Raw genomic sequence first — 23,230 nt, forward strand, 5'->3', positions numbered from 1 at the left:
CCTGGAATTGGATACACGTGGGCAGCACGGCTCTCATTTGTTTACCGAGCTGCAACAATGTGAGCAAGTATGACCCCTACACGGGCAAACCCTAAAGAATAAAAAACCATCTGTTTATCCATAAAAATATATAAGAAATACAAGGAGTACTGGCATGAGCGCTTTTTCAACTATTGAGGATCTGCTCGCGCACGAAGGCCATATCGGCCGTGTGCAGGGCATTTCGGTCGGCCATTTCAGCGACTCGCACCGCCCCACGGGCTGCACCGTCGTGCTGTGCCCCCAGGGTGCCGTGGGCGGTGTGGATGTGCGCGGCGCAGCCCCTGGCACGCGCGAGACCGATTTGCTGCACCCCAGCAATCTGGTGCAGGAGGTACACGGCATCATGCTGGCCGGCGGCAGTGCATGGGGGCTGGACGCAGCCACAGGAGCCGTGCGCTGGCTGGAAGAGCAAGGTGCCGGCCTGAATATCGGCGTGGGCCGGATTCCGCTGGTGCCGGCAGCCGTGTTGTTTGACGTAATGATGGGCGATATGCGCATACGCCCCGATGCTGTGGCCGGCTATGCCGCCTGCCGGAATGCGGGGCAGGACTCCGGCACCGGGCGACCCGCCGAGGGCAGCGTAGGCGCTGGCGCTGGCGCCGTGGTGGGCAAGGTCTTCGGCCACGAGCGCGCCATGAAGGGCGGCATAGGCACGGCCAGCTTCACCGTCGATGGCGTCACCGTAGGAGCCATCATTGCCTGCAATGCGCTGGGCGATGTATTCAACCCCTTCAACGGTGAGTTGCTGGCCGGGGCACGCACGGCAGACGGCCTGCAATTGTGCGGCACCCGCGATGCCTTGCTGGCGGGCGAAGAGCCCAAGCCGATTCTAGCCGGCAGCAACACAACGATAGGCGTCGTAGCGACCGACGCCGCTATCACCAAGGCCCAGGCCCACCGCCTGGCCGTGGTAGCCCATGATGGCCTGGCACGTGCCATCAACCCCGTGCACACCATGAGCGATGGCGACAGCCTGTTTGCCCTGGGCACGGGCCGCAGCGGCAAATCGCTAGGAGTGATGACGCTGAGCACATTGGCGGCCGAAGCCGTGGCCATAGCCACCGCACGCGCCGTCTTGCTGGCTCAATCGGTACAGATCGAAGGCCAGGCGACACTACCCAGCCATCAGGATTTACGCGCAAGAAGCTAGGCCATCGCCTCAAGTCGCCGCAACTGCCCCTGCGTCAGCAATTTGTCGCGCATGCGGCGCGTCATGGACTGGGTGCTTCCGTCTTCGGCAGTAAACAGAAACAGGCTTTGCTGCGGGCTGACCCAGGTGAGCTTGGTGCGCAGCTGCTGGCGCTCGTTGCACAGCTCCACCCAGGTGCCCAAAGGCCATTCGGCAACATCAGCAGGCTTGCTCTGCCCCATGGATGCATGCGTCGGCATGGGAGCAGAAACAACTGCTTCAGTCTCGTCCAATGGAGCACTGACTATCTTTTGCGGCGCTGTGGTCTTGAAGACAACTCCTGAGGAATGGGTTGCGGCCTGAACCTGCGCCTCTCGCTTCACGGCCACTGATGGCAGATCCTCGACTCTGTCGGTCAGTACCGGCAAGGTGATATCCAGTCCTGCGCGCACGGTTTCTGAGGCACCATCCAGACCCGCCAGCACGCTGGGCAGTTCACCGAGTACATCCCCCCTGGCAAATTCGTCGGAGCCGGACTGGCCCACGGCCTCGGCCACATCCAGCACCCGCTGCTGAAGGCTTCCCAGTCGGGCCGCCAGTGCGGCGATTTCGACATCCGTGCGGCCCACGCTGCGCAAGCCTCGCGCCAGGCGGCGCTGCAACTTGGGCGCCATGGCCACCAGCCGCGTCACATCCTGAGCGGCCTGCGGCGACACGCTCCACAGCAGGCTGGGCACCAGCGCCAGATAGCCACCCGGGTCGCGCTCCTGCCCTGGTTCGGCCCGCTGCTGTGCCTGGGCAATCACACCGGCCCACGGGCCCGTCACAAAATCCAGAATATCTTCAGGCACACCCTTGGCACTGGGCAAGCTGCGAATCATCTGCGCCAGTTGCAGGGCATCGGGCTTGGTCTGCTCGATGGCGCTCACAACTTGACGATCGACCAGCCCCAGCGCCGAGCTCATCAGCCCTTGCCGCGTGGAATGCTCGACTTCGGTATGCAGGCTCAGCGCCGCAATGCGGCTCATACGACCTTCCGGCGGCCACTGCTCGCGCACAAATTGCAGCACTCGGGCAAATACATTGGCATTTGCCTGCCCTGCACTAGCCAACTGGTTCGCCGCAGCCTCTGCCACGGTGATGAAGTGGGCAAATCCCAGAGCAGATTCGCTGGCAAACCAGAGGCTGCGAGCCGTCAGCTCGTCCAGCAACTGCCGTGCCGGGTGCAAGCGATCTTCAAAGAAAACACCGTCTTGCGCCACCAACTGGCTCAACATGGGTTCAAGCCGCAACAAGACCCGCTGCACCGGCGGCAGCAGGCGGCCGTCGCTGGTCATATGGCTCATCATTCGCTGCAGCGTGCGTATCTGAATCAGAGCACTGGGCGCCTGACTGGACTGTGGTGCGCGCAATCCCCTCAGAGCACTGGGTACCCAGGGTTGTTGCGAAGTCTGCAGCGCATTGGCCGAATACGAAGTCCAACCTGGCTCCAGCCCCGAATCTTGCACAGGCGCGATAGAGGCCGGCTCGGTCGCCGGCCAACCCGCCAGCATGGAGTCCGTCAGCGACTGGGGCACGGTGCAGCGCGAATCATCAATCCAGCGCAGATCTGAGGCCAACTCCTGCAACAGCCGCAAGGTCAGCAGGCATTGAGGCCGGGTGTCACCGTCCGCGCCATAGCGAGCAGGCTGCACGCCATGCTGGCGCAGCAAATTGGCAGCACGGGAATATTCAGAAGCCAGAATCGAGCCCAGCTGCTGCGACATGAATTCATGCCAGCAATCGGCCACTTCCGTGGCGGGCTGAACAGCCGTCAACGACTGGCTCAAAGCGCGTACATAGTTCTCCAGCCGCAGCGGATTGCACTCTGGCCGAGCGGATTCAAGCCCCTGAGCGCCGCTCATCAACGCATCCAGATCGGCCAGCGCCAGCTCGACCTGGGGCTCGACCATCTGCACCAGCTTGTGCTCGGCCTTGAGCTGGCGGCTGGCCGACTCGGCCATGGCCGCCAATGGCAAAAGCCGGCCAGTGACAGTATCCAGCGTCTGTGCAGAAAAGGAAAAAGGTTGGCGCGCTGACAGTACCAGCGCCTCCAGCAAATTCTGCGGGAAGCTGCTGATCACCGAGGCCCGGTGCTGCTGCAGGTTATGCAGCGCAGCGCCGAGCACATCGCGCCTTACAGAGTGGGAACCCGTCGAAAGCGATTGCTCCAACGCATATTCAGTGCGCTGCAACAATCGCAGCGCGAATGCATCAGCGCCACGCACCACCTGGACAAGGCAGGTGCGCAGCACGGAAACGGATGCATGTGCGAGGCTCATAGCCCCTAAGAATACCCGCTCCAGCCGATGCTGGAGACATTTTGATGCTTACTTCAACGCCTTGTAACGCATGCGCTTGGGCGCAGCACCTTCCTCACCCAGTCGTTTCTTCTTATCGGCTTCGTACTCCTGGTAGTTGCCGTCAAAGAATACCCACTGGGAATCGCCTTCGGCGGCCAGGATATGCGTGGCAATACGGTCCAGGAACCAGCGGTCATGCGAGATGACCATCACGGTACCCGCATACTCCAGCAGCGCGTCTTCCAGCGCACGCAGGGTTTCCACGTCCAAGTCATTGGAGGGCTCGTCCAGCAGCAGCACGTTGCCGCCTTGAATCAGCGTCTTGGCCAGGTGCAGGCGACCGCGCTCGCCACCGGAGAGGTTGCCGACCTTCTTTTGCTGGTCTTGGCCGTTGAAGTTGAAGCGGCCCGCGTAAGCGCGCGACGCCATGGTGAACTTGCCCACGGTGATCATGTCCAAACCGCCGGAGATGTCTTCCCACACGGTCTTTTCGTTGGCCAGTTCATCACGGTGCTGGTCCACAAAGGCCATCTTCACGGTCTGGCCGATATCCACCGTACCTGAATCAGGCTGCTCCTTACCCGCTATCAGCTTGAACAGAGTCGACTTACCGGCACCATTCGGTCCGATGATGCCGACGATGGCACCAGCGGGAATGTTCATCGAAAGGTTGTCGATCAGCATGCGGTCACCAAAGGACTTGGAGACATTGGTGAACTCGATGACCTTGGAGCCCAGACGCTCGGCCACAGGAATGAAAATTTCCTGTGTTTCATTGCGCTGCTGGTATTCGTAATCGCTCAGCTCTTCAAAGCGCGCAATACGGGCCTTGGACTTGGCCTGACGCCCCTTGGCGTTCTGGCGTACCCACTCCAGTTCCTTCTTCAGGGCCTTGGCACGGGCTTCTTCGCCCTTCTGCTCGGCTTCCAGGCGGTTGCCCTTCTGGATCAGCCAGTCGGAGTAGTTGCCCTTGTAGGGAATGCCGTGTCCACGGTCCAGTTCCAGAATCCATTCGGCCGCGTTGTCGAGGAAGTAGCGGTCGTGGGTAATGGCCACCACGGTGCCGGAGAAGCGATGCAGGAACTGCTCCAGCCAGTCCACGGACTCGGCATCCAAGTGGTTGGTCGGCTCGTCCAGCAGCAGCATGTCAGGCTTGGACAGCAGCAGCTTGCACAGGGCAACGCGGCGCTTTTCGCCACCGGAGAGCTGCCCCACGATAGCGTCCCATGCCGGCAGGCGCAGTGCATCCGCAGCGATTTCCAGCTGATGCTCGGAGTCCGTTCCCGCAGCAGCGATGATGGCTTCCAGCTCACCTTGCTCGGCAGCCAGGGCGTCAAAGTCCGCATCTTCTTCTGCGTAAGCGGCGTACACCTCTTCCAGACGAGCCTTGGCATTGTTCACCTCGGCCATGGCTTCTTCCACAGCCTGGCGCACGGTGTGTTCGGGATTGAGCTGAGGCTCCTGGGGCAGGTAGCCGATGGACAGGCCCTGCATGGGGATGGCTTCGCCTTCATACTCCTTGTCCACACCGGCCATGATCTTCAACAGCGAAGACTTGCCCGAGCCGTTCAGACCCAGCACGCCGATCTTGGCGCCGGGGAAGAAACTCAGGGAAATGCCTTTCAAGATCTGGCGCTTGGGCGGCACCGTCTTGGTCAGCTGATTCATCGAAAAAACGTATTGAGCCATGTCCGAATTGCTTTGAGTTACTTGGATTTATGCAAAAAAGTGTGCCGCTTTACACGGCAATCAAACCATGATTATCGGTGCATGCGACAATACCCCTCGCAACAGGCGTCCAGTTGCCTGCTGCAGCAGCACTTCAGCTGGGGACAAAGGAAGCGTTTCCAAGCTCCCAACACGCAAACTATATCTGCCTACAACTGGCCAGGCACCCCACGGGTGCCATGACAGGCTGATACCCCGCGCCCAGGATTGGCGCAATTGATCACAATGACATTTGAAGAACTGAATCTGGCACCCGCCATTCTGAAGGCCGTACAAGAACAGGGTTATGAAAACCCGACTCCCATTCAGGCACAGGCCATTCCTCTGGTTCTCGCCGGGCACGATCTGCTGGCCGGCGCCCAGACCGGTACCGGCAAGACTGCCGCCTTCACGCTGCCCATGTTGCAGCGCCTGGCAAGCGGCACAGCGCCCAAGAACAAGTTTGGCGGCAAGGGCATCCGCACTCTGGTGCTGACCCCTACCCGCGAACTGGCGGCCCAGGTGGAAGAAAACCTGCGTAGCTACGCCAAATATCTGGACATTACCTCCACCGTGATTTTTGGCGGTGTCGGCATGAAGCCGCAGATCGCACGCATCGAAAAAGGCGTTGACGTTCTGGTTGCCACGCCAGGCCGTCTGCTGGACCTGGCTGGTCAGGGCTTCATGGACCTGTCCACCGTCGAGATGCTGATCCTGGACGAGGCCGACCGCATGCTGGACATGGGCTTCATCCATGACGTCAAGAAGGTTCTGGCTCTTGTGCCCAAGGACAAGCAAAGCCTGCTGTTCTCTGCCACCTTCAGCGATGAAATTCGCGAGCTGGCCAATGGTCTGCTGCGCAACCCCCAATCCATCCAAGTCACGCCGCGCAACACCACCGTGCAGCGTATCAAGCAGGTCATCCACCCCGTGGGGCGCGGCAAGAAAAAGCAGGTGCTGCTGCACATCATCCAGGAAAACAACTGGAGTCAGGTGCTGGTGTTCACTCGCACCAAGTTTGGCGCCAACAACGTGGCCGAGTACCTGACCAAGAACGGCGTTTCCGCCATGGCCTTGCACGGCAACAAGAGCCAGAGCGCCCGTACCCAGGCCTTGGAAGGCTTCAAGACAGGCGAACTGCGCGCGCTGGTGGCAACAGATATCGCGGCACGCGGCATCGACATTGATGAACTGCCCAACGTGGTGAACTACGAGATCCCCAATATCTCGGAAGACTATGTACACCGTATCGGCCGTACCGGCCGTGCCGGCCGCGAAGGTAACGCAGTCAGCCTGGTCTGCATGGACGAAGAAGGCTTCATGATGGATATCGAGCGCTTTACCAAGCAGGAGATTCCGGTGCAGCCCATCGAAGGTTTTGGTCCTGAAGAAGGCGAAATCGCCGAGCCCATCGCCATGGGCCGACAAACCCTGTGGGGTGGCGCTGGCAAGCCTCCCAGCCGCGATGTGATGCAGGCAGCTGCCAAGGCAGCCCGCCAGGAAATGATGGAGCGCATCCGCTCCAACAAGACTCCCAATGGCAGCCGCGGTAGTCGCCGTCCTGCTGCAGATGCCCAGCAAGGCGAAGCAGAAGGTGAAGCACAGCAACGCCCCGCACGCCAGCACAAGCCCCGCAGCAACAGCCGCGTCAACAGCCAGCGCGGCCAGGGCCAGCAAGCTGTCGAACGCGGCGAACGCAACTCCGATCGCAGCACCGAGCGCCATGGCGAGCGCAGCAACTCGTTTGGCCAAAGCGAGCGTGCTCCACGCCCCCAAGGCAATAGCGATCAACAGCGAGCCCCCAAACGCGGCGGCGCCCGCCAGTTCGGTGATCGTGAGCGCGGCAACCGCTACGACGACCAGCCCCCCCGTGCCGATGCGCACCTGGGTACGCAGCAAGGCCACGCCCGCCACAACGGCGCGCGCGGCAGCAACGCTGGTGGCCAGCCAGATCCTATGCGCACCAGCGTGGACAGCATGGCCGACCGTGGTCGCCGTGGCGGCTTTGGCGGCGGTCGTGGTGGCTTTGGCGGAGGCAATCGCGGTGGCAACCGTGGGGGCTTTGGCGGCGGTTACGGCCGTTAATCCACGGCGTCTATGGCTGAAGGTGTAAAACTACCTTCAACCCAACCTCCCGAAGGGCTGCAATCTCCAATATTGCAGCCCTTCTGTTTTTTCCAGCTGCAGCATCGCTGCGCGCTGACAGCCGACAGCAAGCCAGCCGACCTAATATGGGTTCCAGATGTGCGAAGCTCGAGCTTTCGCTCTTGGCATGTTCTTTTTATCTGCGTTGAACTTATGACATTTCTTACCAAGCCTGTTTTCTCTCATGCCAAGCGCACGCAGTCCGTCTGGACCCAAAGCATGCTCAAGCTGACGACAGTGGGCTCGGCAGTGCTATTGACGGCCTGTGCCAATGTGCAGCTGCCGCCCTGGACTGGCATGTCAGGCCCTGCACCGGCCCCAACCCCTTCCGCAGCAAGTTCTCCTGCCGCCTCTTCGGTGATCAGTCAGGCGGTTGTCCCTACGCCACAGCTGACAGCCCTGCCCTATAACCCGGCCATCGAGTCTCGCTTTACCGACCCCACCACTCTTTATGACACACCGGGCCTGGGTAGCGGGCGACAACAGTTCAGCACGCAGACAGAAATTTCTGCATGGCTGCAATCAATGAGCAGCAAGGCCGGTAACGGCTCGCAACTGTCCACCGTCACTATCGGCACCTCTCAAAAAGGACTGCCGATTCAAGCACTTATTGCGACTCAGGGCCAAAGCACCCAGGCAACAGCCATCAACAGCAGCGGCAAACCCACCGTGCTTTTGGTCGGCGGCCAGCGTGGCGACGAACCCGCCAGCACTGAGGCCCTGCTGGTCGTCGCACGCGAACTGAGCCAGGGCGGCCTGCTGGCGCCCTTGCTGCAGCAGACCAACATCATCATCGTACCCCGGGCCAATCCTGATGCGGCAGGCACGGCCAGCCACGTCACCGCAGACGGCACAGACCTCGTTCACGATCATCTGCTGCTGAGCACTCCGGAAGCACAGGCCCTCGCCCGCCTGACCCGTAACTACCGGCCTGCAGCTGTGATTGATCTACGTGAATTTGCAGCAGCTGGCACGTTGCTGCAGAAATTTCAGGCCGTGCAGCGCTACGACGTACTGCTGCAACCCGCTGCCACGGCCAATGCACACGAATTTGTCAACAAGGCAGCGCGAGAGTGGTTCAGTCAACCCATACGCAACGCTCTCAAGCAGGCAGAGCTCAGCAATGAATGGTTTTTTCAGCCCAGCGCTCAGCCTGAGGACAAATCAATGTCCATGGCCGGTTTGACTGCCGACACTCTTGCCAACACCAGCAGTCTCAAAAACTCTGTCGCCCTGCTGATAGCCAGCCGCGGCTCCGATCTGGGGCGCCTGAACATTCAGCGCCGCGTGCACAGCCTGGTCACTGCGGCAACTGCAGCACTGCGAGCCACAGCCGAGAAATCAAAAAACCTGAAGCAGGTCGAATCCTTTGTGTCCCGCGACATTTCCGCTCTCGCTTGCCGCAACACCCTGACCATCCAGGCCAAACAAACACCTGAGCAGCGCACCATCCGCATGCTGCAGGCCGAATCCGGCCAGGAAATCGAAGCCCGTGTGGACTGGAATTCATCGCTGAACATAAAGCCCGAACAAAGCCGTCCCCGCCCATGCGGTTACTGGCTGTCAGCTGACTCAGGGCGAGCCGTCGACCGTTTGCGCCTGCAGGGGGTGCAAGTCATGCAGATTGCAGAATCTGGTCAGATGCTGGCAGAAAACTACACCCCATCCCGTACCAGCAGCAACACCCCTGTGCTGACGCGTGGCGCCATTGAAGCGCCAATGGGCAGCTACTACATCACTCTCAACCAGGCAAAAGCGCATTTGGCGACTGCAGCCCTCGAGCCTGACACACCTTTCAGCTATGTAAGCAAAAGCCTGATTACTGCCCTCACGGACATTGCACGCGTCGTCGCCGCACCATCGGTCGTTTTTGAAGAAGAAATGGAATGAAAATATAGAGGCAAGATCGCAGAGTCTTAAATGCACTCTGCAGCACGGCTGATGCAGAAATCAAAAGCCCGTTCATGCAATTGCATGAACGGGCTTTTTCTTCGCTTGGCCTGCCCGACAGGGATCGAACCTGTGACCCACAGCTTAGAAGGCTGTTGCTCTATCCAACTGAGCTACGGGCAGATGATTGATTTCACTAGGTTTTTTCGGTCTAGCCTCAACCTAGATTTGCGGAGCGCTCCGCATCGGTCACTTCTCGTTTGATATGACCGGTCGTTATTATGCCTTGGTTCGGGCCGTCTTCAGTACAACGCGCGGCAGGCATGCATCCAGCGCCAAAAGGTCACAGAGGGGTTGATGGTGGCCAACCGCTACACAGTACATATGCACAGTTATCGTCTCATGAGTGGTATGCCCGTCCAACTGATCGCGTCCCCGGTTACTTTGCCGCTGGCTGATCGCAGCGCGCTTGCAGGCTCGCCCGCCAATGACTTTGCAGGCAAGCGGCTGGATATTACAGACCTGCTGGTCACGCACCCCAAGGCCACGTTCCTGCTGCGCGTGGCCGGCCCGTCCATGCAGGAGCACGGCATCGATGACGGCGATATCGTCGTGGTGGACAGGGAGTTGCGCGCTCGCGATGGGAGCATCGTCGTGGCAGTTGTCGAGCGCGAGCTCGTCATCAGAGTGCTAGGCAGCGATGGCGACACCTGCAAGCTCAAGGCAGGCGCGCCCACCTACCCCGACATCGTGCCGCAGGAAGGACAGACGCTGGAAATATGGGGTATCGTCACCAGCTGCATCAAGCGCTTTGCAAGATGAACACATGCCCCCTGACAGCGCCATGGCCGTACCCGAGCCCGGCAAGGACACTACCTGCGGCCACTGAACCAAGAGCGACGGCGGCTCTGCCATCGTGGGCCACCAAGACACAAACCCCGACCCTGTGGCCAACGCCTCGTGGAACTCATCGCACGGCACGCACGGCTGCAGCGTTGACTAGCCCAAACAAAGCGGCAGTGCCAGGCTGATGTACTGCTTCGCAACCAACTGACCTAGATGAAAGCGCGGGCTTCGGCCCGCCAAGTTCGAGCAAAGCCTCCCTGCCCTGCTTGAACACGGCAATATAGGTCAGCACGATCACCCGGCACACCCCACGAGATATCGCTCTCAACTTGATGACAAGCACATATATGGTATTTGCTCTTATGAGCAGGAAGTCACGCACCATCCCCATCCAGAGCGAACCCCTTGCCCATCCCCACCGCAGTCCCCTTCACAAGATTGGCAAGCTCATGAACACCAAATTGCAGAAGCTGCAACTTAAATCTGACTAACATAAAAAAAGCACATTTCTGCTACTGGGTCCTGGAAAGTAATCACCAGCAACTTCGTCTGCATCACTTGGTTCAATAGTCTTTGTAATAAGTGTTGAACCCTCGAAAAGAATCTCATCGGGATCCGAGTTCTCAAGTGCTTCTGTCATGAAAGTAGATCCAAGCAAGATGTGATCTGGATCGTCACAATCTTCCAAGGATCGTGTAATCACTGTGGAAAAAGCGAATATTTCATCGGTATCACTAGGCTCGACAACCGCAGTTATTAAGGTAGCATCATTAATAGCTTGCCCGCTATCAATTTTATCCAGCAACGAGTTTCGCTTCACCGATTCGCACTCTCGACCAATGGTTTCACTATAATTTAGTACGTATGGCTTCATTTAGCACATCCTTCAATCTTAAACACTATAGATTTTTCGAAACCTGGAGCTATTTTAAGCTCAATAAAATGCACACCAACTTTTATCACATATGGTTTAGTAATCAATTTAATAAGATCTAATTGTTCTTTGCTTGCTTGCCCTCCAAAAATAATATATTTCTGACATTCAATATATTTTCCTGTATCCAACTCACTCAATAGAGTCTTTAACTCTCTATACTGTAAAAACCCTGTCGCATCAAAAATTATATGCTCAACCTTTGGTTTATCAGATAATTTAATATCGTTATTATTCTTAATTAAATTAATAGAGACTGCCAACCATGCAAAAATACTCATCAACAAAGATAGTGCGAGATTTATCTCTATATTTTTCACCTGACTCGCAAGACGTTGGAACTCATATTTCGCTGCATACCAATTCGTATACATTGCAGAAGTAAGTGCCTTCTGAGCAGAACCCTCTTCTGCTTTAAGCTCCCTGAAGGTGGATCTAACCACTGATTTCACCTTCAAGAAAAGCTGCATAAAAGCAGTCGTTGCCATTAAAAACAATGCGCCAATAAAAAGAAATAAATATCCAATAAAAACAAATTGATCAATGGATTTCTTTAATGCCTCGGTTAATATATAACCAAAAAAACCCAGCAACACAAGATAACAAGAAATATACACAGAGACACGAGTCTCAAGCGATGCCTTGGAAGCAGAAGTCGCATTGTAATTTTCTTTCAAATATTCATAATGAATTTTTGAAGTATCCTCATCTATATTGTTTGCATGAATTATATATGTTCTCGTTTTATCATCTACATCATTTTTATCAATCTCAGGACATTTCTCCTTAAAATTAATAATTTTAAATAAATAAAAACCACCATCACTAAAAGTTAATACATATAATTTGCTCCGAAGAAGAGTTACCGCAACTACAGAATATCTTCGAGCACATTCCTCGTCAAAGGCACCAAAGTTCTCATCACAAGAAACATGCAGCAAAGGCGAGAAATTAAGAAATCTAAAAATAATTTTAGCTAACATCGCTTAGATAATCAATTATTGAATTTGCCACATTGCAGCCAGGTATTTTTTCCAGCCAAGCCCATTGACCATTGGCATTCATCTCTAAAAATACAAATTCCCCATTATTGACAATAAAATCAAAGCATCCGAACTCCATATCAGCCTCCCTCATGAAATCCAGGCATTTAAGATAAATGCTACTAGGCAATGTATAAGGCCTATATATTATATTATTCTCCTTCTTTCGCCAGTCAATCTTATTTTCAGACTCAATACGTACCGCATGCGCTTGATCGCGAACAAAGGTTACCCTTACTTCGTAGTCCTTTTCAGTGTACTCTTGAAAATATGCTGGAGCAAACTTTAGCTTATCCATGGGAGTTTCTTTAGAAACCATATTGGTCTGCACATACTCCCGATGATTGGCATGTTCAACAGTGCCTATAGCAAGAGGCTTTACAATCATGGCGCTCACATCAAAATCACGAACAACCTCCATATTATTTGTGATCCGCGATGCAGGAACCTTAAACCCCAATTTTTCGGCCAAAAATAGCTGGAACACCTTATTATTTGCTTTTCTAATTTTAGAAGGCTTTGATAAGCAAGGCCCATCAAAAGACTCAACGAGACCTTCAATCAAGCTAAAGGTTTCTCGATGTGCAAAATTATGATAAGCGCTATCAAATACACCTTCAAGATTCTCAAAAATTGGCTTCCTAAAATAAATACCAAGACATTCATCAGAACAAATATCTAAGCCTTCATGAATAATTTGAAAAGATCCATTATCAATAGCAATCTTGTAATCCGAAAATAGATCCAAATTCAGACGAAAGAAATATTTATCTTGGAATTTCCCCTGAATATAGTCACATGTCGCATCATGACTCCCAGTAATTAACATTAATTTATTCTTCATAGATACTTATAAATAAAATATAATTATATTATTACTATAACTCAATTTCACAATGAAAAATTTCAGGCATTAGAATCAAGGGTTTCCACCGATGAATTACTCATTGAAAACAACATTGCAGTTGCCAGAAGCAATCGTCTGGTTAAGCTAAAGAGCAAAATTCCATGACATTTTAAGCCGGTGATCTCTTCGCACACAGAACGAAATGACGAGCAGTAGCGCATATACCACGGCTTCCGGCGCCGTCTCACCTCCCGCAGAAGCCGGCGTACTGTCAGCCATCTTTGAGCTGAAGCATTGATGCCAGGGAGAACTAGAAAACTATCGCTGGACCGTGAGCAGCGCACACGAATTGACAAAGCACATAATCAAAATAATAATTAATATATATGCCACATACAAAAGACTCTAATCCAAGATTCCGCATAACTAATGAATGCATTGCATTATTAATTGGTGCATGCCTAGGACTTATTGCATCATCAATATATTTTTATGCATCCAACAACGCTGACATCGCAGCAGGAACAATTGCGAATTCAATTATTGCCCTTTGTACATTTACAGCACTAATAATAAGCTATTTTTCCATAAAAAGTCAGAAGGAAAATCGTCGCTGGGAAGTCAACAAAGATTTACTTATACGACTATCCACTTCGCTTGCCGAAACAATAGTTCAGACTGAAAACTTCATAAGCAATGAAATTGATAACATGCAAGGAATTCAAAACCATGAAAATTTCGTCTGGGATGACTCCATTTCAGAAAAATTTAATAAAAGTTTAACCCAAACAGTACATGTATATAGTCAATTATTAAACAAAGAGATAATAGAAGCAGTAAAAAATTACCAGAAAAGAGATCAAGAAATTGCTCGCTCATTTGATGATGGCGAATTCGATGTAATCGAAGCTCATGACTCATCACTTGAAGCTCAAATAAAATTAATGGCCATCTTGAATAAAAACATAAAAACCTATGCCGCACTATAGTAGAAATATAGTTTCTATTTTTCAGTTGTCCCCATCCACCTAGAAGCAGCTACAATTGCATCCATCACGCCCGTTAAGCGTGATCTGGGCTTGGTCGCCCGGTAACCAAGGCGCAGCAGCCGCGCCATCAAACATGGTCTGCGGCTAATTTGCTTTTATGAGCATGCCTGCGCGCGCATGGCTCCGCTTTACGGTGGGCCGTGTGGGGACACCCGCGAGGGTGTGCCGGCTCCTTGGTCCGGTCGACCAACCCTGCACGGTCCATCACCTTCTCTTGGTCGGGAAGGCGATGAGTTCCACACTCGTCACCAAGGAGCCTCATCATGGCTGACAGCAGCATTGGTTCGTCCGCAACCTCATTCCCCGCTCGTCCCGAGCTTTCCGTTGATCACGGTACCGTCACCACCACCAGCCTTCAAATAGCCGAGCACTTTGGCAAGCGCCATACCAACGTGTTGAAAGCAATCCGAAATTTGATTTCGGAAATGCCTTCTGCAAGGTATGCGCTCAAATTTGAGCCCATACAAATTGACGTGGATCTGGGCAACGGGCGCAAACGACAAAGCCCCGCCTACCGCATCACCCGCGACGGTTTTACGCTGCTAGCCATGGGTTTTACTGGCAAAGATGCATTGCGCTGGAAGGTCGCCTATATCGACGCCTTCAACCGCATGGAGGCCGCGCTGCACCAGCCTGCAGACACGCAGCGCATGGAGCTGGCCTTTTCTCTGGCCGCAGAGGCCGCGGCGCAGGTGCATCGCACGGTGTTCAATGCGGTGATGGAAGGTGACCCAGACGAGTGGCAGCACAGCCGCTATCTGCTGAACCTGAACTACGACAGCCATGGCCGCCCCACCCTGCCCCATGCCCAGCCGATTGCGACGGACCAGATGGTGGTGTCCTTCAGCAGCCTGCCGCAGCGCATTGCCGACGGCGAGATCATGAGCGCGACCGATGCGCAGCTGGCCACGCTGGCAACGGCCTGCACCCAGCGCTTGACCCAACGCGCCCAGCACCGCGAAAAGCAGGTGACGCTGCCGATCTACCCCGGTAATTCCCCCGGCCAGCGCTCCGCGTCTGCACCGGCCCCGTCAACCAAGCAGCCCCCTGCGCCCGATGAAGGCCTGCTGCGCATGACGTTCAGGTAGGCTGCTTTTGATAGCTGGAAGCGCTCTACAGACTTAGAAAAGGCCATCCTGGCATGGCCTTTCTTGTTTTTGCAACAGCAGGCTTGCGTCGCTGCGCACTTTTGGAGAAACTTCAGCCGTTCGGGAAGCGAACCCGACCGCACCCGGTTGTCGCCGGTGCATAGCCGATACCGTTTCCGGACGGTGCCTTGCAGTCACCGATGTTCGGGCTCTTGGAACAGCAAAACTTCACCTGCTTCGGCAGGCGTCTTTTCTGGATCCATGGCCAAACTCCAAACACTTCGCCAACGCGCTTTTATTGCTCAAAACGGTTGCTGCTTCTACTGCAACCTGCCCATGTGGGAGCGTGCCAATCAACTAGCGTTTGCCCGCCAATACTGCCTCTCCCGCAAGCAACTTGCGTTGTGCCAAAGCACGGCAGAGCATCTGCATGCCAGGCAAGACGGCGGCCGGGACGCTGAACACAACATTGCCGCCGCATGCAGGTTCTGCAATGTCAATCGGCATAAAGGCCGCACGGACAATGCACCTAGCCCGCAGCAATACAAAGTCCAAATTCAACGCCGCATTGCGCAAGGAAAATGGCATCCGGCTTTAGCATTGCTGCTGCAAGGTAAAGCAAGAGAGTCCGTAGCATCACGTCACCACCAACGAATGGCTGCGATCAAGCCACCCAGACCTGCGGCAGTGATGCCCAGCGCGGCCAGCACATAGGCCACGGCGATACGGCGGGCAAAGCGGTCTGCGCCTGCGGCGTCCAATTGTCCTGTTACGGTCATCTTGGTAAACTTCATTTACTTTCTGATCCTTGGTTGTGCAAGGGTTGGGAAAGAAAGCCTCAGGCGGTCGCAACGCCTGGGGCTTTCGCCTTTTCTGGGTTCTGCTCAGTGGATTGCCAGCAAGGGCTACGAGTCGCTGGTGCTACTGTGCGTTGCTACGAATCTGCTCAGATAGACTAGCGTCATGCCACAACAACTCCCCACTGGGTTCAATGACCAACCATGGATAGGCCGGGACTTCAAAACTACTGGCATTCTGGTGTTGGGTGAGTCTTGGTATGGCGACTGGGGAGCCGAGTACAACAGTGATGCCAGCTATATACAGGCTTATCTGGATGGGAAGCTTTCCGACCGGATGTATACAAAGATCGCTAATGCTTGCCAGTCAAGTAAAGAGTCTTTCTGGCAAAGCGTCATGTTCACAAATCTTGTGATTTGGGCTGGGGCGAGCTCAAAAGATCGCCCTACCACACACATGTACCTGGATGGATATTTCAGACTTCGTCGCTTGCTGGAAAAGTACAAACCCAGAGGAGTATGGCTTTTAGGCAAGGAGCAAGCGCAATTTTCATCACACTTGCTAATAAGCGAAGAAATTCCGTTTTCAACATCCGTACATCCAACTGCTGTCGGCGTAACGACAGAACACCTTTCTCAAAGCTGGCAGGAGTTACTGACTAAACTTGCAAGAACTCAAGGATCGAACTCAGAGGCTTCAGCCAAAAGAAGCGAGATCTAAAGTCAGTCACTAACTAGCAGTTGCCGATCGACCTGCACCTGCCCTTTAAGGGCGTTGACCTGGGCGTCTCTGAGTTCGACCAGTCCGACAAGCTGGCCAACCACGCCCGCGCCTTCGCCAGCAAGGGCGGCGAGTCGCTGGTGCCGATCTGCGAGATCTCGGCAGGCAGCGGCGTCACCGGCAAGCTGGGCGTTGCGGGTTGCAGCGCCCCTGATGTCGTGCTGCAGGCCTGCAATGCGGGCAGCATCAGCAGCGCGGCCAGCCTGTAGACGAGCCATTTCTTGCGTGTAGTCATGGGTGTTTTCCTGTTGTCCTGCGGCGTGCTGCAGTCGCCCTGCGGTTTTGATTTCCATAGCAGCTTGCGCCTGCTGCGCCTGGGCTACGGCCTGTTTTGACTGGGATACTTCGACCCCTGCCAACCGCTGGTTCTGCAGGACCAACAGCAGGGCAAGGGCCAAGGCCAGCCAGGGCCAGATGCGGGATGCGCCGGTCATGCCAGCCCTGCCTCGCACAGCTGTCGCTCGGCAGCGCGGCGTTTGACCAGGCCGGGCAGCTGCTTGCCGCCGGCGTAGGTCCAGCGGCTGAGTTCGGCACAGGCGCCATCGATGTCGCCCGCATTGGCCTTGCGCACCAGGGTGCTGCGGCAGAACGCTTCGTCGCCCACGTTGAATGCGAAGCTCACAAAGGCGGCGCGCTGGCCGTCGGTCAGCGGTGCGCTGATGCAGCTCAGTGCATCGGCATGCCTGGCCAAGTCCTTGTAGAGCATCTCCTCGCACTGCTGGCGGGTGTAGGTCTGGCCCATCTTGAGCTCGGGCCCGGTGTGGCCCGTGCAGGCCGTGATTACGTTCACCGGATCGCGGTAGCTGCGCAGCACAGTGCCTTCGTACTTTTGCACCAGGGGCACAGCCAGAGCGACCGCGCCGGCACCGATGGCTGCAAGGAGTTTTTCTTTCCAGTTCATCGGCTTGCCCCTCCTTTGACGGCCGTCCAGAAGGCCACGCAGGCCCCGCCCAGCATGACGATGGCGGCCAGCGGCTTGGCGACCTTGCCCACCCAGTTCAGCACCTTGAAAGCGCCCTTCATGGCGGTGAAAAACTCCAGCATTTCCGCCAGTTGCTGCTTGAGCTCCTGCAGCTCCTGCCGTTCCTCATGCAGCCCTTGCGCCAGGACTTTCAAATCACGCTCGATGGCAGCCATGCGTTCACTCCCCTGGTTAAAGCGTTTGTTGACTTGCTGCAGCGTGATGGCCGGCAGCTCGTTGCCGTAGTCGTCCATTCCCCTTCCTTTCTTCTCTCAGACTTCGATCAGCACATAGGGCATGGCGGGCGCGGGGCCGGTGACGGCGCCGCCTTGCACATAGACGCGCACGCCGTTGGCCGTGCCCAGCGGGTTGCGCACGCGCAGCAGGCCTGCGGCGCCTTCGAGCGCGACCAGCGCGGTGCCGTCGGCAAACACGGCGCTGATCTGGCCGGTCATGACGGGGTCGTCGGGCAGCAGGGCCTTGAGGCGCTTGTAGAGGTTGGTGCTCATGCCGCGACCCTTTCAACGGTGACCTGCTGGCGCACGCGAGGCATGGAGGCGCTGACGCTGACGCCACGCACCAGGCCGCGCCAGGTGCCATCGGTGTCGGCCACTTCCAGCAGCTGGCCGGGGTTCAGGATGCCGGGGTGGGTGCCGCCGGTGAGCACGGGCATGCTGATGCTGTGCTGCAGCTTGTTGCCGCTGGCGGCCAGCGCCCAGCTGCCGCGCATGCGGGCAGCGTCGGCATGGGTGATGAGGTCGTCCTGAATCTGCGGGGCCAGCTTGTCGCGCGCGCTGAGGCTGCGCACCACATGGCCCAGCACGCCGCCCACGCTGCCGCCGGCGACATAGATGGCGTTGTATTCGGCCCGCGGGTCCGGGCGCAGCTCGTCCGTCACGATGACGGCCGCAGGCATTTGCACATCGGGTACGGCCGCACCCCACTCCCACGGCAGCACCGGGTAGCGCGGCGCAACGATGAGCTGCTCTGCCGTGCGGTGGCTGCGCACCACGGCATTGACCGAATCGGCCATGCGCAGCACAGCCTGCAGCGGCGTGCCCTGAAAGCTCCAGGCGCCGGCGGGCACCTGCCAGTCGGGGATTTGCCAATCCAGATCCACACCACTGAACTCCAGCGCGCTCACCGCGAGCTGCTGCGCTGTTGCCGTCGAGCTGGAAAGCCAGGCCTGTTTTGGCATGTAGGGGTAGCCCAGCATGGCTGTGACGCTGATGCCCTGCACGGCCACGCGGCGGCGGTCAAACGAGCGGCTGCGCGCCGTGCTGGTCACGGCAAAGACAAATTGCATGCCGTCGATGCCGACCTGCAGCCGCTGCGGCAGCCCGCCCACAGGCGCGAGCTGGTCGAGCAGATGCTCGGGGCCGTTGGCAGACAGGCTCCAGCAATAGCTGTCGTCGCCTGCGGCAATGGAAACGTCAGTGAGCACTACCGGCTCAAGACTCGGCAGCAAATGCGCCGTGAGGTGGTGGACTTGCATATAGACGGGCAGCAGTGGAATGACGAACTGAGGTTGCGGCTCTGGCCCGACGGCCTTGCAGCACATGAACAGCAGATCTGCCGAAGCGGCCCAGGATCTGCAGAACAGCAAACGGATGGGGCCGCCCACCAATTGCTCAAAGCAGCCGGGTTTTTCAGGCTCCGGGGGCCTGGTCTGCGACCTGCCAGCAGGCGGCTTTATGGCCTGCTGATAGCGCCCTTGGAATCCTCGGTACAGCGGCATGGACGGGCCGGCGCCCGTGATGAGCTGGTACTGCAGGCCCATTGCATCCTGTGCCGTGGCCTCGACCATGCGGCGACGGTCACGCAGGCTTTCCTGAAACCGCGCTACCCATCCGGCCCGCACTGGCGCGGCATCCTGAGCCGAGGCCTGCAGACCTGCGCGCACACCCTGAGCCTCTTGCCAACGGGCCAGGGTTGCTGCTCCAGGTAGAGGCCGGGCCTGCTGAAACCTGCCCTGCACGGCCACCCCTTGCCGCTGGCCGTCCTGCCAAGCGACGCCGAACTGCTCTTGCAAGGGCATGGCGTCCTGCGCGGTAGCCATCCAGCCAGCGGGCAGCGCATCGGTTTCCTGCCAGCCGGAGATCCAGCCCTGCGCTACAGGCTGCGCCTGCTGGGCGCTCGCGGCCACCTCAGCCACCACGGGCCGGGGCGTGTCGGTGTTGTAGCGCACGACCGCGCTGCCGCGCAGCCCTGGCATGCGACCCGCAGCGACCAGATCCTTGCGTACATGCACCAGCGATCTGACCCGCAGGCCCGGCATGCGCGCGGCAACGACCAGCGCAGCATTGGGCACTTGCCCGCGGCCGCCATCGTCGCCAAACACCAGCTCGACCGGGTTGCCGGTCTTGTAGGCGCGATTAAAGATCAGGTCGACGGCGGCCATCAGGCTATCCTTGTCTCGCCCAGGATGGCCTTGCCGCCTGCATAGAGCTGGGTGCCGGTGCTGCCCAGCAGCTTGAAGTGCCCAGCGCCCGCCTCGTCCGTGACCAGGCCGCGCCCGATCAGTTGGCCGTCGCTGGTAGCCCAGACACCGATAGCGGCCTGGCCGCTGGTCAGAATCATGTCGCCGCCGCCGCTGGCCTGGGTGAGCACCAGATAACCCGCCTCGGTGATCTGGCCGCAGGGCTTGGTCAGCGTAATGGTCACCAGCAGTTGATCAGCGACGTCATAGAGGGCGATGGTCGAAGCGGCTGGGCCGGAGTCCGCAAAGCTGGCCGTGGCCTGCAGGCGGGCCAGCGCATGGGCCGCCGAGATCTCGAAGGCTGGAAGGTCAGTCATGGCATTGCCTCCGCCAGCTGGTTATTGGCGACGGTCGAGTACTCCTGCAGCTCGTGATCCCAAGCGATCACATCCCACTCGTAGCGCGTGGAGATCTCGCGGAACTCATAGGAGCCGTCTGCCATGCTCCAGGTCTCGCGGGCCAGATAGCCGTCGACGCTGCGATGCAGGCGCACACGCCGGCGCAGCGGCACATTGGCCGGCGTGTTCTTGCGCGCGACCGTGCCGTAGATGCGACCCTGACCGCCACACTCCACGTCGAGCAGCTTGGATGGAAGGTGGCGGACCATGCTCTGCAGCCCCTGTGCAGGTGGTTGACTAAGACTTTGCGGCTGAATCGACGCTTGAAGCCTCGCCGTTACTGGGGATCGCTCCGTTAGCAACACGGTTTGACCGTTTGCCGGGAAGATGCTCAAGGAAATACGGGTTTTCGCTGTCGGCCCATCTTCCGCCTCGGGGGCCTTGAAGTAGCCAGAAATCAACCCTTCCTGTACGGTATACCCCGCAGCCAGGCGCCGCTGGAGACTGCCAGACGCAGAGACACCAAACATGCCGGTCAATGTCGGGGGCGGCGTCCAAGAGCCACCAGCGGTAGCGACTTGCACATGAGACAAGGAGGCAATACCCAGGCCGTAGGGCTTGACGTCAATGGGTAAAACATCCTGCCCCATTACTGACCCGCTGACCACATCAGCCAGCAGATCAATCTGAGGCATCAGACCACCCGTATTGACCGCCACGCAGCCCGCATTCAGCCGTCCGGCCACTGCCTGCTTCACCGTAACGGTCTCCGTTCCCGCGCCGCCCAGTGTTTTGGGCTTGGACAGGACGGATTGCCATTGATTCACACCTAAATCCGAGGCAACAGGAGATGTGACAAGCAGCGACCAACCAGCCGGCACATCCAGTGCGCTACGGTGCATTACAAAGGTCAGAAGCAAATCCCCCGCCAGGCTGTTGGGCGGAACGGTCACAACAGCCTCCGTTCCAGATTCGATAATGACTTCATCCAGGAACTGGCGCACCGATACTTGTGGGGCAGCCTCTGGATACCAAGCATTCGCACTAGGCAATTGATACTGATAGCGATAGCTGTCGCTAGCAGCATTGCTAAACCAAAGGCCGTCAATCAGTGCCTGGATCTGCAAACGAGAGCATGCGCGAGCACGGTCAGCACCGCAGCCCAGGCGGACTCTCGTAATATCCTTCGCTGAAGGCAACGCCCACTGGATATAGAAGCCCGGTGATCGAGCGTCAGCTGCGGCAAACCGGCAACCTGTCTGCATATCACTATCGGCCAGCGCTCCCAAAGAACCGCTGATAGGCGGATGACTGCTCGTCAGAACGGCTCCGACATCGGCTCTGTCGAACATGTCATAGAGGTGTATCTCCGACAACTCAAGATCACCACCGCCGAACGTGTCGATACCGGAGATACGCCATACCATGGTTGCCATCTCAAGACCTCCAGGGACCAGTCACATCAAGGAATCCGACCCCCTGGTTGCCGCTTGCAGGCGAGCCAACCTGAACGCTCAGCAGCATCTTGCCGAGAAAAGCCCCCTGGCCTTTGGTCATTGCCACGTCCCAGCCGAAGCCGGCGAGAGCGCCGGTCTGCGGGCAATGAAATGTCCCAGGCGCAATGCCCCGAGGCCCCGCCGGCGCCACAGGGCCATCGTTGATCAAAATCGGGGATAGATGCAGACCGTTGTCTACCGTCGAGGGGAAAGCTCCCAGATACCCGTCGCTCCCTGAGAAACTCGATACGCTGCCAAACACTTTTCGCGCTGCTTGCACAGCGCTGCCGAGCCCGTGGGCTAGGCGCTTAAGCGTAAAGCCTGCGCTTCCGCCAGAGCAATACACGCACCCTGCGACGTTGTTGTAGTTTGCGGTATCCGATCCGGTCACCATGGAACACCAGGCATCACCGCTGCGGAAGCTACTCAAATCGCCCATGTACTGGGACACAAGCGCAGAATTGTTATTACTTGCCGGCGCTGAGGACGAACTGCAGGCCACCAAGAAATAGAATCCGCGCGAATCACCAGCCAGCACCCAGTACGACGAACCCGCACCGACGTTGCGCTTATGCCAGTAATAGCCACCGGCCACCGTCAGCGGCGCAACCCCCACGCCGTTATCCACATCTGTCATGGACTCGTACATCTGCACTCGGGCGTATTGCGCATTCGTATCGTCCACGCGGTAATAGGCACGGGTCGACGCCGGATCGGTCTGGCGGTACACAGCGACATTGGTCTTGCTGAAGACCTTCTCCCACCCCAGCGGGGCCATCTTGAAACTGATGGAGCCGGTGACAGCGCCGTCCGGTAGGTCGGTCTTGAACTCCACCCAGCCATTGGCGACGACGGTGACCTTCTGCTCGCCGTTCAAGGCCGAGGGCGTTGCACCGGCCACCGCAATGACGGCATGGGCCTCTGCAGCACTCTTGCCGCTGGCAAAGGTCAGGCGGCACACGCCGTTGCTGATGACTGCCGAATCCACGGCCTTTGCGCCCCAGCCATTGACCAGGAACGCATCGAGTGCGCCGATCAGAGAGCCAACCGTGCCGCCGATGGCCGGTGCCCCGGTCATGGAGCTGTATGCGTGCTTGACTGAGGTATCTACAGGGGATGCCATATCTATCTCCAGGGATTCAGTTGGATTGCGGGCGGTTCACATCGCCGCGCGCCAGGATGGAAAAGCTGTGCTCGATGCCGGTCTCAGGGCCAGGCTGGATGGTGCGCACCACCCAGAAGGGATAGATGGCCCCCACGGTGTTGATGCGCAGAATGTTCCCCACGGCCCAGCCGCTGCCCCAGCCCAGCGGATC

21 protein-coding genes and 1 tRNA gene are annotated in these 23,230 nt (G+C 57.3%); 8 read left to right on the plus strand and 14 right to left on the minus strand.

What is annotated here, in order from left to right; all coding sequences use genetic code 11:
* The first annotated feature begins 154 nt into the window (after nt 1-154).
* On the plus strand, nt 155-1,192 hold the full coding sequence (locus AAIL67_RS21110; protein ID WP_063665234.1) for a P1 family peptidase: 1,038 nt from the start codon (nt 155-157) through the stop codon (nt 1,190-1,192).
* On the opposite strand, the gene AAIL67_RS21115 is transcribed toward AAIL67_RS21110, so the two are convergent.
* Both AAIL67_RS21115 and ettA read right to left on the minus strand, forming a co-directional pair.
* On the minus strand, nt 1,189-3,492 hold the full coding sequence (locus tag AAIL67_RS21115; protein WP_063665235.1) for a DUF1631 family protein: 2,304 nt from the start codon (nt 3,490-3,492) through the stop codon (nt 1,189-1,191). The genes AAIL67_RS21110 and AAIL67_RS21115 overlap by 4 nt on opposite strands.
* A gap of 48 nt (nt 3,493-3,540) precedes the next feature.
* Nucleotides 3,541-5,202, minus strand: a complete 1,662-nt coding sequence (gene ettA / locus AAIL67_RS21120) for an energy-dependent translational throttle protein EttA (protein ID WP_003063408.1) — start codon at nt 5,200-5,202, stop codon at nt 3,541-3,543.
* Nucleotides 5,203-5,466: 264 nt separating this feature from the next.
* Between ettA and AAIL67_RS21125 the strand changes: the two genes are divergently transcribed.
* The gene (locus AAIL67_RS21125) at nt 5,467-7,305 is read left to right on the plus strand and encodes a DEAD/DEAH box helicase (RefSeq protein WP_063665236.1); all 1,839 of its coding nucleotides are present in this window, start codon (nt 5,467-5,469) and stop codon (nt 7,303-7,305) included.
* 213 nt (nt 7,306-7,518) lie between these two features.
* Complete coding sequence (locus tag AAIL67_RS21130; RefSeq protein ID WP_343484792.1) at nt 7,519-9,255, plus strand: M14 family zinc carboxypeptidase; 1,737 nt, start codon at nt 7,519-7,521, stop codon at nt 9,253-9,255.
* Between the two features lie 106 nt (nt 9,256-9,361).
* Here AAIL67_RS21130 and AAIL67_RS21135 read toward each other — a convergent pair.
* Nucleotides 9,362-9,438 (minus strand) — tRNA-Arg (locus AAIL67_RS21135).
* Between the two features lie 228 nt (nt 9,439-9,666).
* On the opposite strand from AAIL67_RS21135, the gene umuD reads away from it, so the two are divergent.
* Nucleotides 9,667-10,077, plus strand: coding sequence for a translesion error-prone DNA polymerase V autoproteolytic subunit (umuD, locus tag AAIL67_RS21140; RefSeq protein WP_343484793.1), 411 nt, complete (start codon nt 9,667-9,669; stop codon nt 10,075-10,077).
* 511 nt (nt 10,078-10,588) lie between these two features.
* Here umuD and AAIL67_RS21145 read toward each other — a convergent pair.
* From AAIL67_RS21145 to AAIL67_RS21155, 3 genes are read right to left on the minus strand one after another with little or no spacing between them, the layout of a single operon-like run.
* A complete protein-coding gene (locus tag AAIL67_RS21145; protein WP_343484794.1) occupies nt 10,589-10,975 on the minus strand; it encodes a hypothetical protein in 387 nt (128 codons plus the stop codon).
* The gene (locus AAIL67_RS21150; protein WP_343484795.1) at nt 10,972-12,018 is read right to left on the minus strand and encodes a hypothetical protein; all 1,047 of its coding nucleotides are present in this window, start codon (nt 12,016-12,018) and stop codon (nt 10,972-10,974) included. The genes AAIL67_RS21145 and AAIL67_RS21150 overlap by 4 nt, the downstream gene beginning before the upstream one ends.
* On the minus strand, nt 12,008-12,922 hold the full coding sequence (locus AAIL67_RS21155; protein WP_343484796.1) for a hypothetical protein: 915 nt from the start codon (nt 12,920-12,922) through the stop codon (nt 12,008-12,010). Before AAIL67_RS21155 ends, AAIL67_RS21150 begins: the two co-directional genes overlap by 11 nt.
* A 389-nt stretch (nt 12,923-13,311) precedes the next feature.
* On the opposite strand from AAIL67_RS21155, the gene AAIL67_RS21160 reads away from it, so the two are divergent.
* Together AAIL67_RS21160 and AAIL67_RS21165 are read left to right on the plus strand one after the other, a co-directional pair.
* Entirely contained in the window at nt 13,312-13,914 is a 603-nt protein-coding gene (locus AAIL67_RS21160) for a hypothetical protein (protein WP_343484797.1), read from the plus strand.
* A 323-nt stretch (nt 13,915-14,237) separates the two neighbouring features.
* Nucleotides 14,238-15,062: a Rha family transcriptional regulator gene (locus tag AAIL67_RS21165; protein WP_343484798.1), complete on the plus strand. Its 825-nt coding sequence runs from the start codon at nt 14,238-14,240 to the stop codon at nt 15,060-15,062.
* Between the two features lie 641 nt (nt 15,063-15,703).
* Here AAIL67_RS21165 and AAIL67_RS21170 read toward each other — a convergent pair.
* Entirely contained in the window at nt 15,704-15,856 is a 153-nt protein-coding gene (locus AAIL67_RS21170; RefSeq protein ID WP_153260315.1) for a hypothetical protein, read from the minus strand.
* Between the two features lie 169 nt (nt 15,857-16,025).
* On the opposite strand from AAIL67_RS21170, the gene AAIL67_RS21175 reads away from it, so the two are divergent.
* Both AAIL67_RS21175 and AAIL67_RS21180 read left to right on the plus strand, forming a co-directional pair.
* Entirely contained in the window at nt 16,026-16,580 is a 555-nt protein-coding gene (locus AAIL67_RS21175) for a hypothetical protein (protein ID WP_343484799.1), read from the plus strand.
* A 20-nt stretch (nt 16,581-16,600) separates the two neighbouring features.
* Nucleotides 16,601-16,849, plus strand: a complete 249-nt coding sequence (locus tag AAIL67_RS21180; RefSeq protein ID WP_343484800.1) for a hypothetical protein — start codon at nt 16,601-16,603, stop codon at nt 16,847-16,849.
* Nucleotides 16,850-17,070: 221 nt separating this feature from the next.
* Here the strand turns inward: AAIL67_RS21180 and AAIL67_RS21185 are convergent, their stop codons facing one another.
* From AAIL67_RS21185 to AAIL67_RS21215, 7 genes are read right to left on the minus strand one after another with little or no spacing between them, the layout of a single operon-like run.
* Complete coding sequence (locus tag AAIL67_RS21185; protein ID WP_343484801.1) at nt 17,071-17,541, minus strand: lysozyme; 471 nt, start codon at nt 17,539-17,541, stop codon at nt 17,071-17,073.
* Complete coding sequence (locus AAIL67_RS21190; protein WP_343484803.1) at nt 17,538-17,855, minus strand: hypothetical protein; 318 nt, start codon at nt 17,853-17,855, stop codon at nt 17,538-17,540. Before AAIL67_RS21190 ends, AAIL67_RS21185 begins: the two co-directional genes overlap by 4 nt.
* 18 nt (nt 17,856-17,873) lie before the next feature.
* Complete coding sequence (locus AAIL67_RS21195) at nt 17,874-18,110, minus strand: hypothetical protein (protein WP_043005022.1); 237 nt, start codon at nt 18,108-18,110, stop codon at nt 17,874-17,876.
* Nucleotides 18,107-20,002: a hypothetical protein gene (locus AAIL67_RS21200; RefSeq protein ID WP_343484804.1), complete on the minus strand. Its 1,896-nt coding sequence runs from the start codon at nt 20,000-20,002 to the stop codon at nt 18,107-18,109. The genes AAIL67_RS21195 and AAIL67_RS21200 overlap by 4 nt, the downstream gene beginning before the upstream one ends.
* Nucleotides 20,002-20,397, minus strand: a complete 396-nt coding sequence (locus tag AAIL67_RS21205; RefSeq protein WP_343484805.1) for a hypothetical protein — start codon at nt 20,395-20,397, stop codon at nt 20,002-20,004. Before AAIL67_RS21205 ends, AAIL67_RS21200 begins: the two co-directional genes overlap by 1 nt.
* Entirely contained in the window at nt 20,394-21,854 is a 1,461-nt protein-coding gene (locus AAIL67_RS21210; protein WP_343484806.1) for a hypothetical protein, read from the minus strand. The genes AAIL67_RS21205 and AAIL67_RS21210 overlap by 4 nt, the downstream gene beginning before the upstream one ends.
* A gap of 1 nt (nt 21,855) precedes the next feature.
* A complete protein-coding gene (locus tag AAIL67_RS21215) occupies nt 21,856-23,037 on the minus strand; it encodes a hypothetical protein (protein WP_343484807.1) in 1,182 nt (393 codons plus the stop codon).
* Between the last annotated feature and the right edge of the window lie 193 nt (nt 23,038-23,230).

It is taken from the genome of Comamonas sp. A7-5, from assembly GCF_039581385.1.
In the GTDB taxonomy this organism is placed as follows: Bacteria; Pseudomonadota; Gammaproteobacteria; order Burkholderiales; family Burkholderiaceae_C; genus Comamonas; species Comamonas thiooxydans.

Excerpts from the sequence above, each read along its gene's own strand:
- AAIL67_RS21215 (WP_343484807.1), bottom strand. The coding sequence starts at position 23,037 with ATGGCATCCCCTGTAGATACCTCAGTCAAGCACGCATACAGCTCCATG.
- ettA (WP_003063408.1), bottom strand. The coding sequence starts at position 5,202 with ATGGCTCAATACGTTTTTTCGATGAATCAGCTGACCAAGACGGTGCCG.
- AAIL67_RS21205 (WP_343484805.1), bottom strand. The coding sequence starts at position 20,397 with ATGACTGACCTTCCAGCCTTCGAGATCTCGGCGGCCCATGCGCTGGCC.
- AAIL67_RS21125 (WP_063665236.1), top strand. The coding sequence starts at position 5,467 with ATGACATTTGAAGAACTGAATCTGGCACCCGCCATTCTGAAGGCCGTA.
- AAIL67_RS21150 (WP_343484795.1), bottom strand. The coding sequence starts at position 12,018 with ATGTTAGCTAAAATTATTTTTAGATTTCTTAATTTCTCGCCTTTGCTG.
- AAIL67_RS21115 (WP_063665235.1), bottom strand. The coding sequence starts at position 3,492 with ATGAGCCTCGCACATGCATCCGTTTCCGTGCTGCGCACCTGCCTTGTC.
- AAIL67_RS21165 (WP_343484798.1), top strand. The coding sequence starts at position 14,238 with ATGGCTGACAGCAGCATTGGTTCGTCCGCAACCTCATTCCCCGCTCGT.
- AAIL67_RS21130 (WP_343484792.1), top strand. The coding sequence starts at position 7,519 with ATGACATTTCTTACCAAGCCTGTTTTCTCTCATGCCAAGCGCACGCAG.
- umuD (WP_343484793.1), top strand. The coding sequence starts at position 9,667 with ATGCCCGTCCAACTGATCGCGTCCCCGGTTACTTTGCCGCTGGCTGAT.
- AAIL67_RS21210 (WP_343484806.1), bottom strand. The coding sequence starts at position 21,854 with ATGGCAACCATGGTATGGCGTATCTCCGGTATCGACACGTTCGGCGGT.
- AAIL67_RS21155 (WP_343484796.1), bottom strand. The coding sequence starts at position 12,922 with ATGAAGAATAAATTAATGTTAATTACTGGGAGTCATGATGCGACATGT.
- AAIL67_RS21160 (WP_343484797.1), top strand. The coding sequence starts at position 13,312 with ATGCCACATACAAAAGACTCTAATCCAAGATTCCGCATAACTAATGAA.
- AAIL67_RS21185 (WP_343484801.1), bottom strand. The coding sequence starts at position 17,541 with ATGAACTGGAAAGAAAAACTCCTTGCAGCCATCGGTGCCGGCGCGGTC.
- AAIL67_RS21200 (WP_343484804.1), bottom strand. The coding sequence starts at position 20,002 with ATGGCCGCCGTCGACCTGATCTTTAATCGCGCCTACAAGACCGGCAAC.
- AAIL67_RS21195 (WP_043005022.1), bottom strand. The coding sequence starts at position 18,110 with ATGAGCACCAACCTCTACAAGCGCCTCAAGGCCCTGCTGCCCGACGAC.
- AAIL67_RS21170 (WP_153260315.1), bottom strand. The coding sequence starts at position 15,856 with ATGAAGTTTACCAAGATGACCGTAACAGGACAATTGGACGCCGCAGGC.
- AAIL67_RS21190 (WP_343484803.1), bottom strand. The coding sequence starts at position 17,855 with ATGGACGACTACGGCAACGAGCTGCCGGCCATCACGCTGCAGCAAGTC.
- AAIL67_RS21110 (WP_063665234.1), top strand. The coding sequence starts at position 155 with ATGAGCGCTTTTTCAACTATTGAGGATCTGCTCGCGCACGAAGGCCAT.
- AAIL67_RS21175 (WP_343484799.1), top strand. The coding sequence starts at position 16,026 with ATGCCACAACAACTCCCCACTGGGTTCAATGACCAACCATGGATAGGC.
- AAIL67_RS21145 (WP_343484794.1), bottom strand. The coding sequence starts at position 10,975 with ATGAAGCCATACGTACTAAATTATAGTGAAACCATTGGTCGAGAGTGC.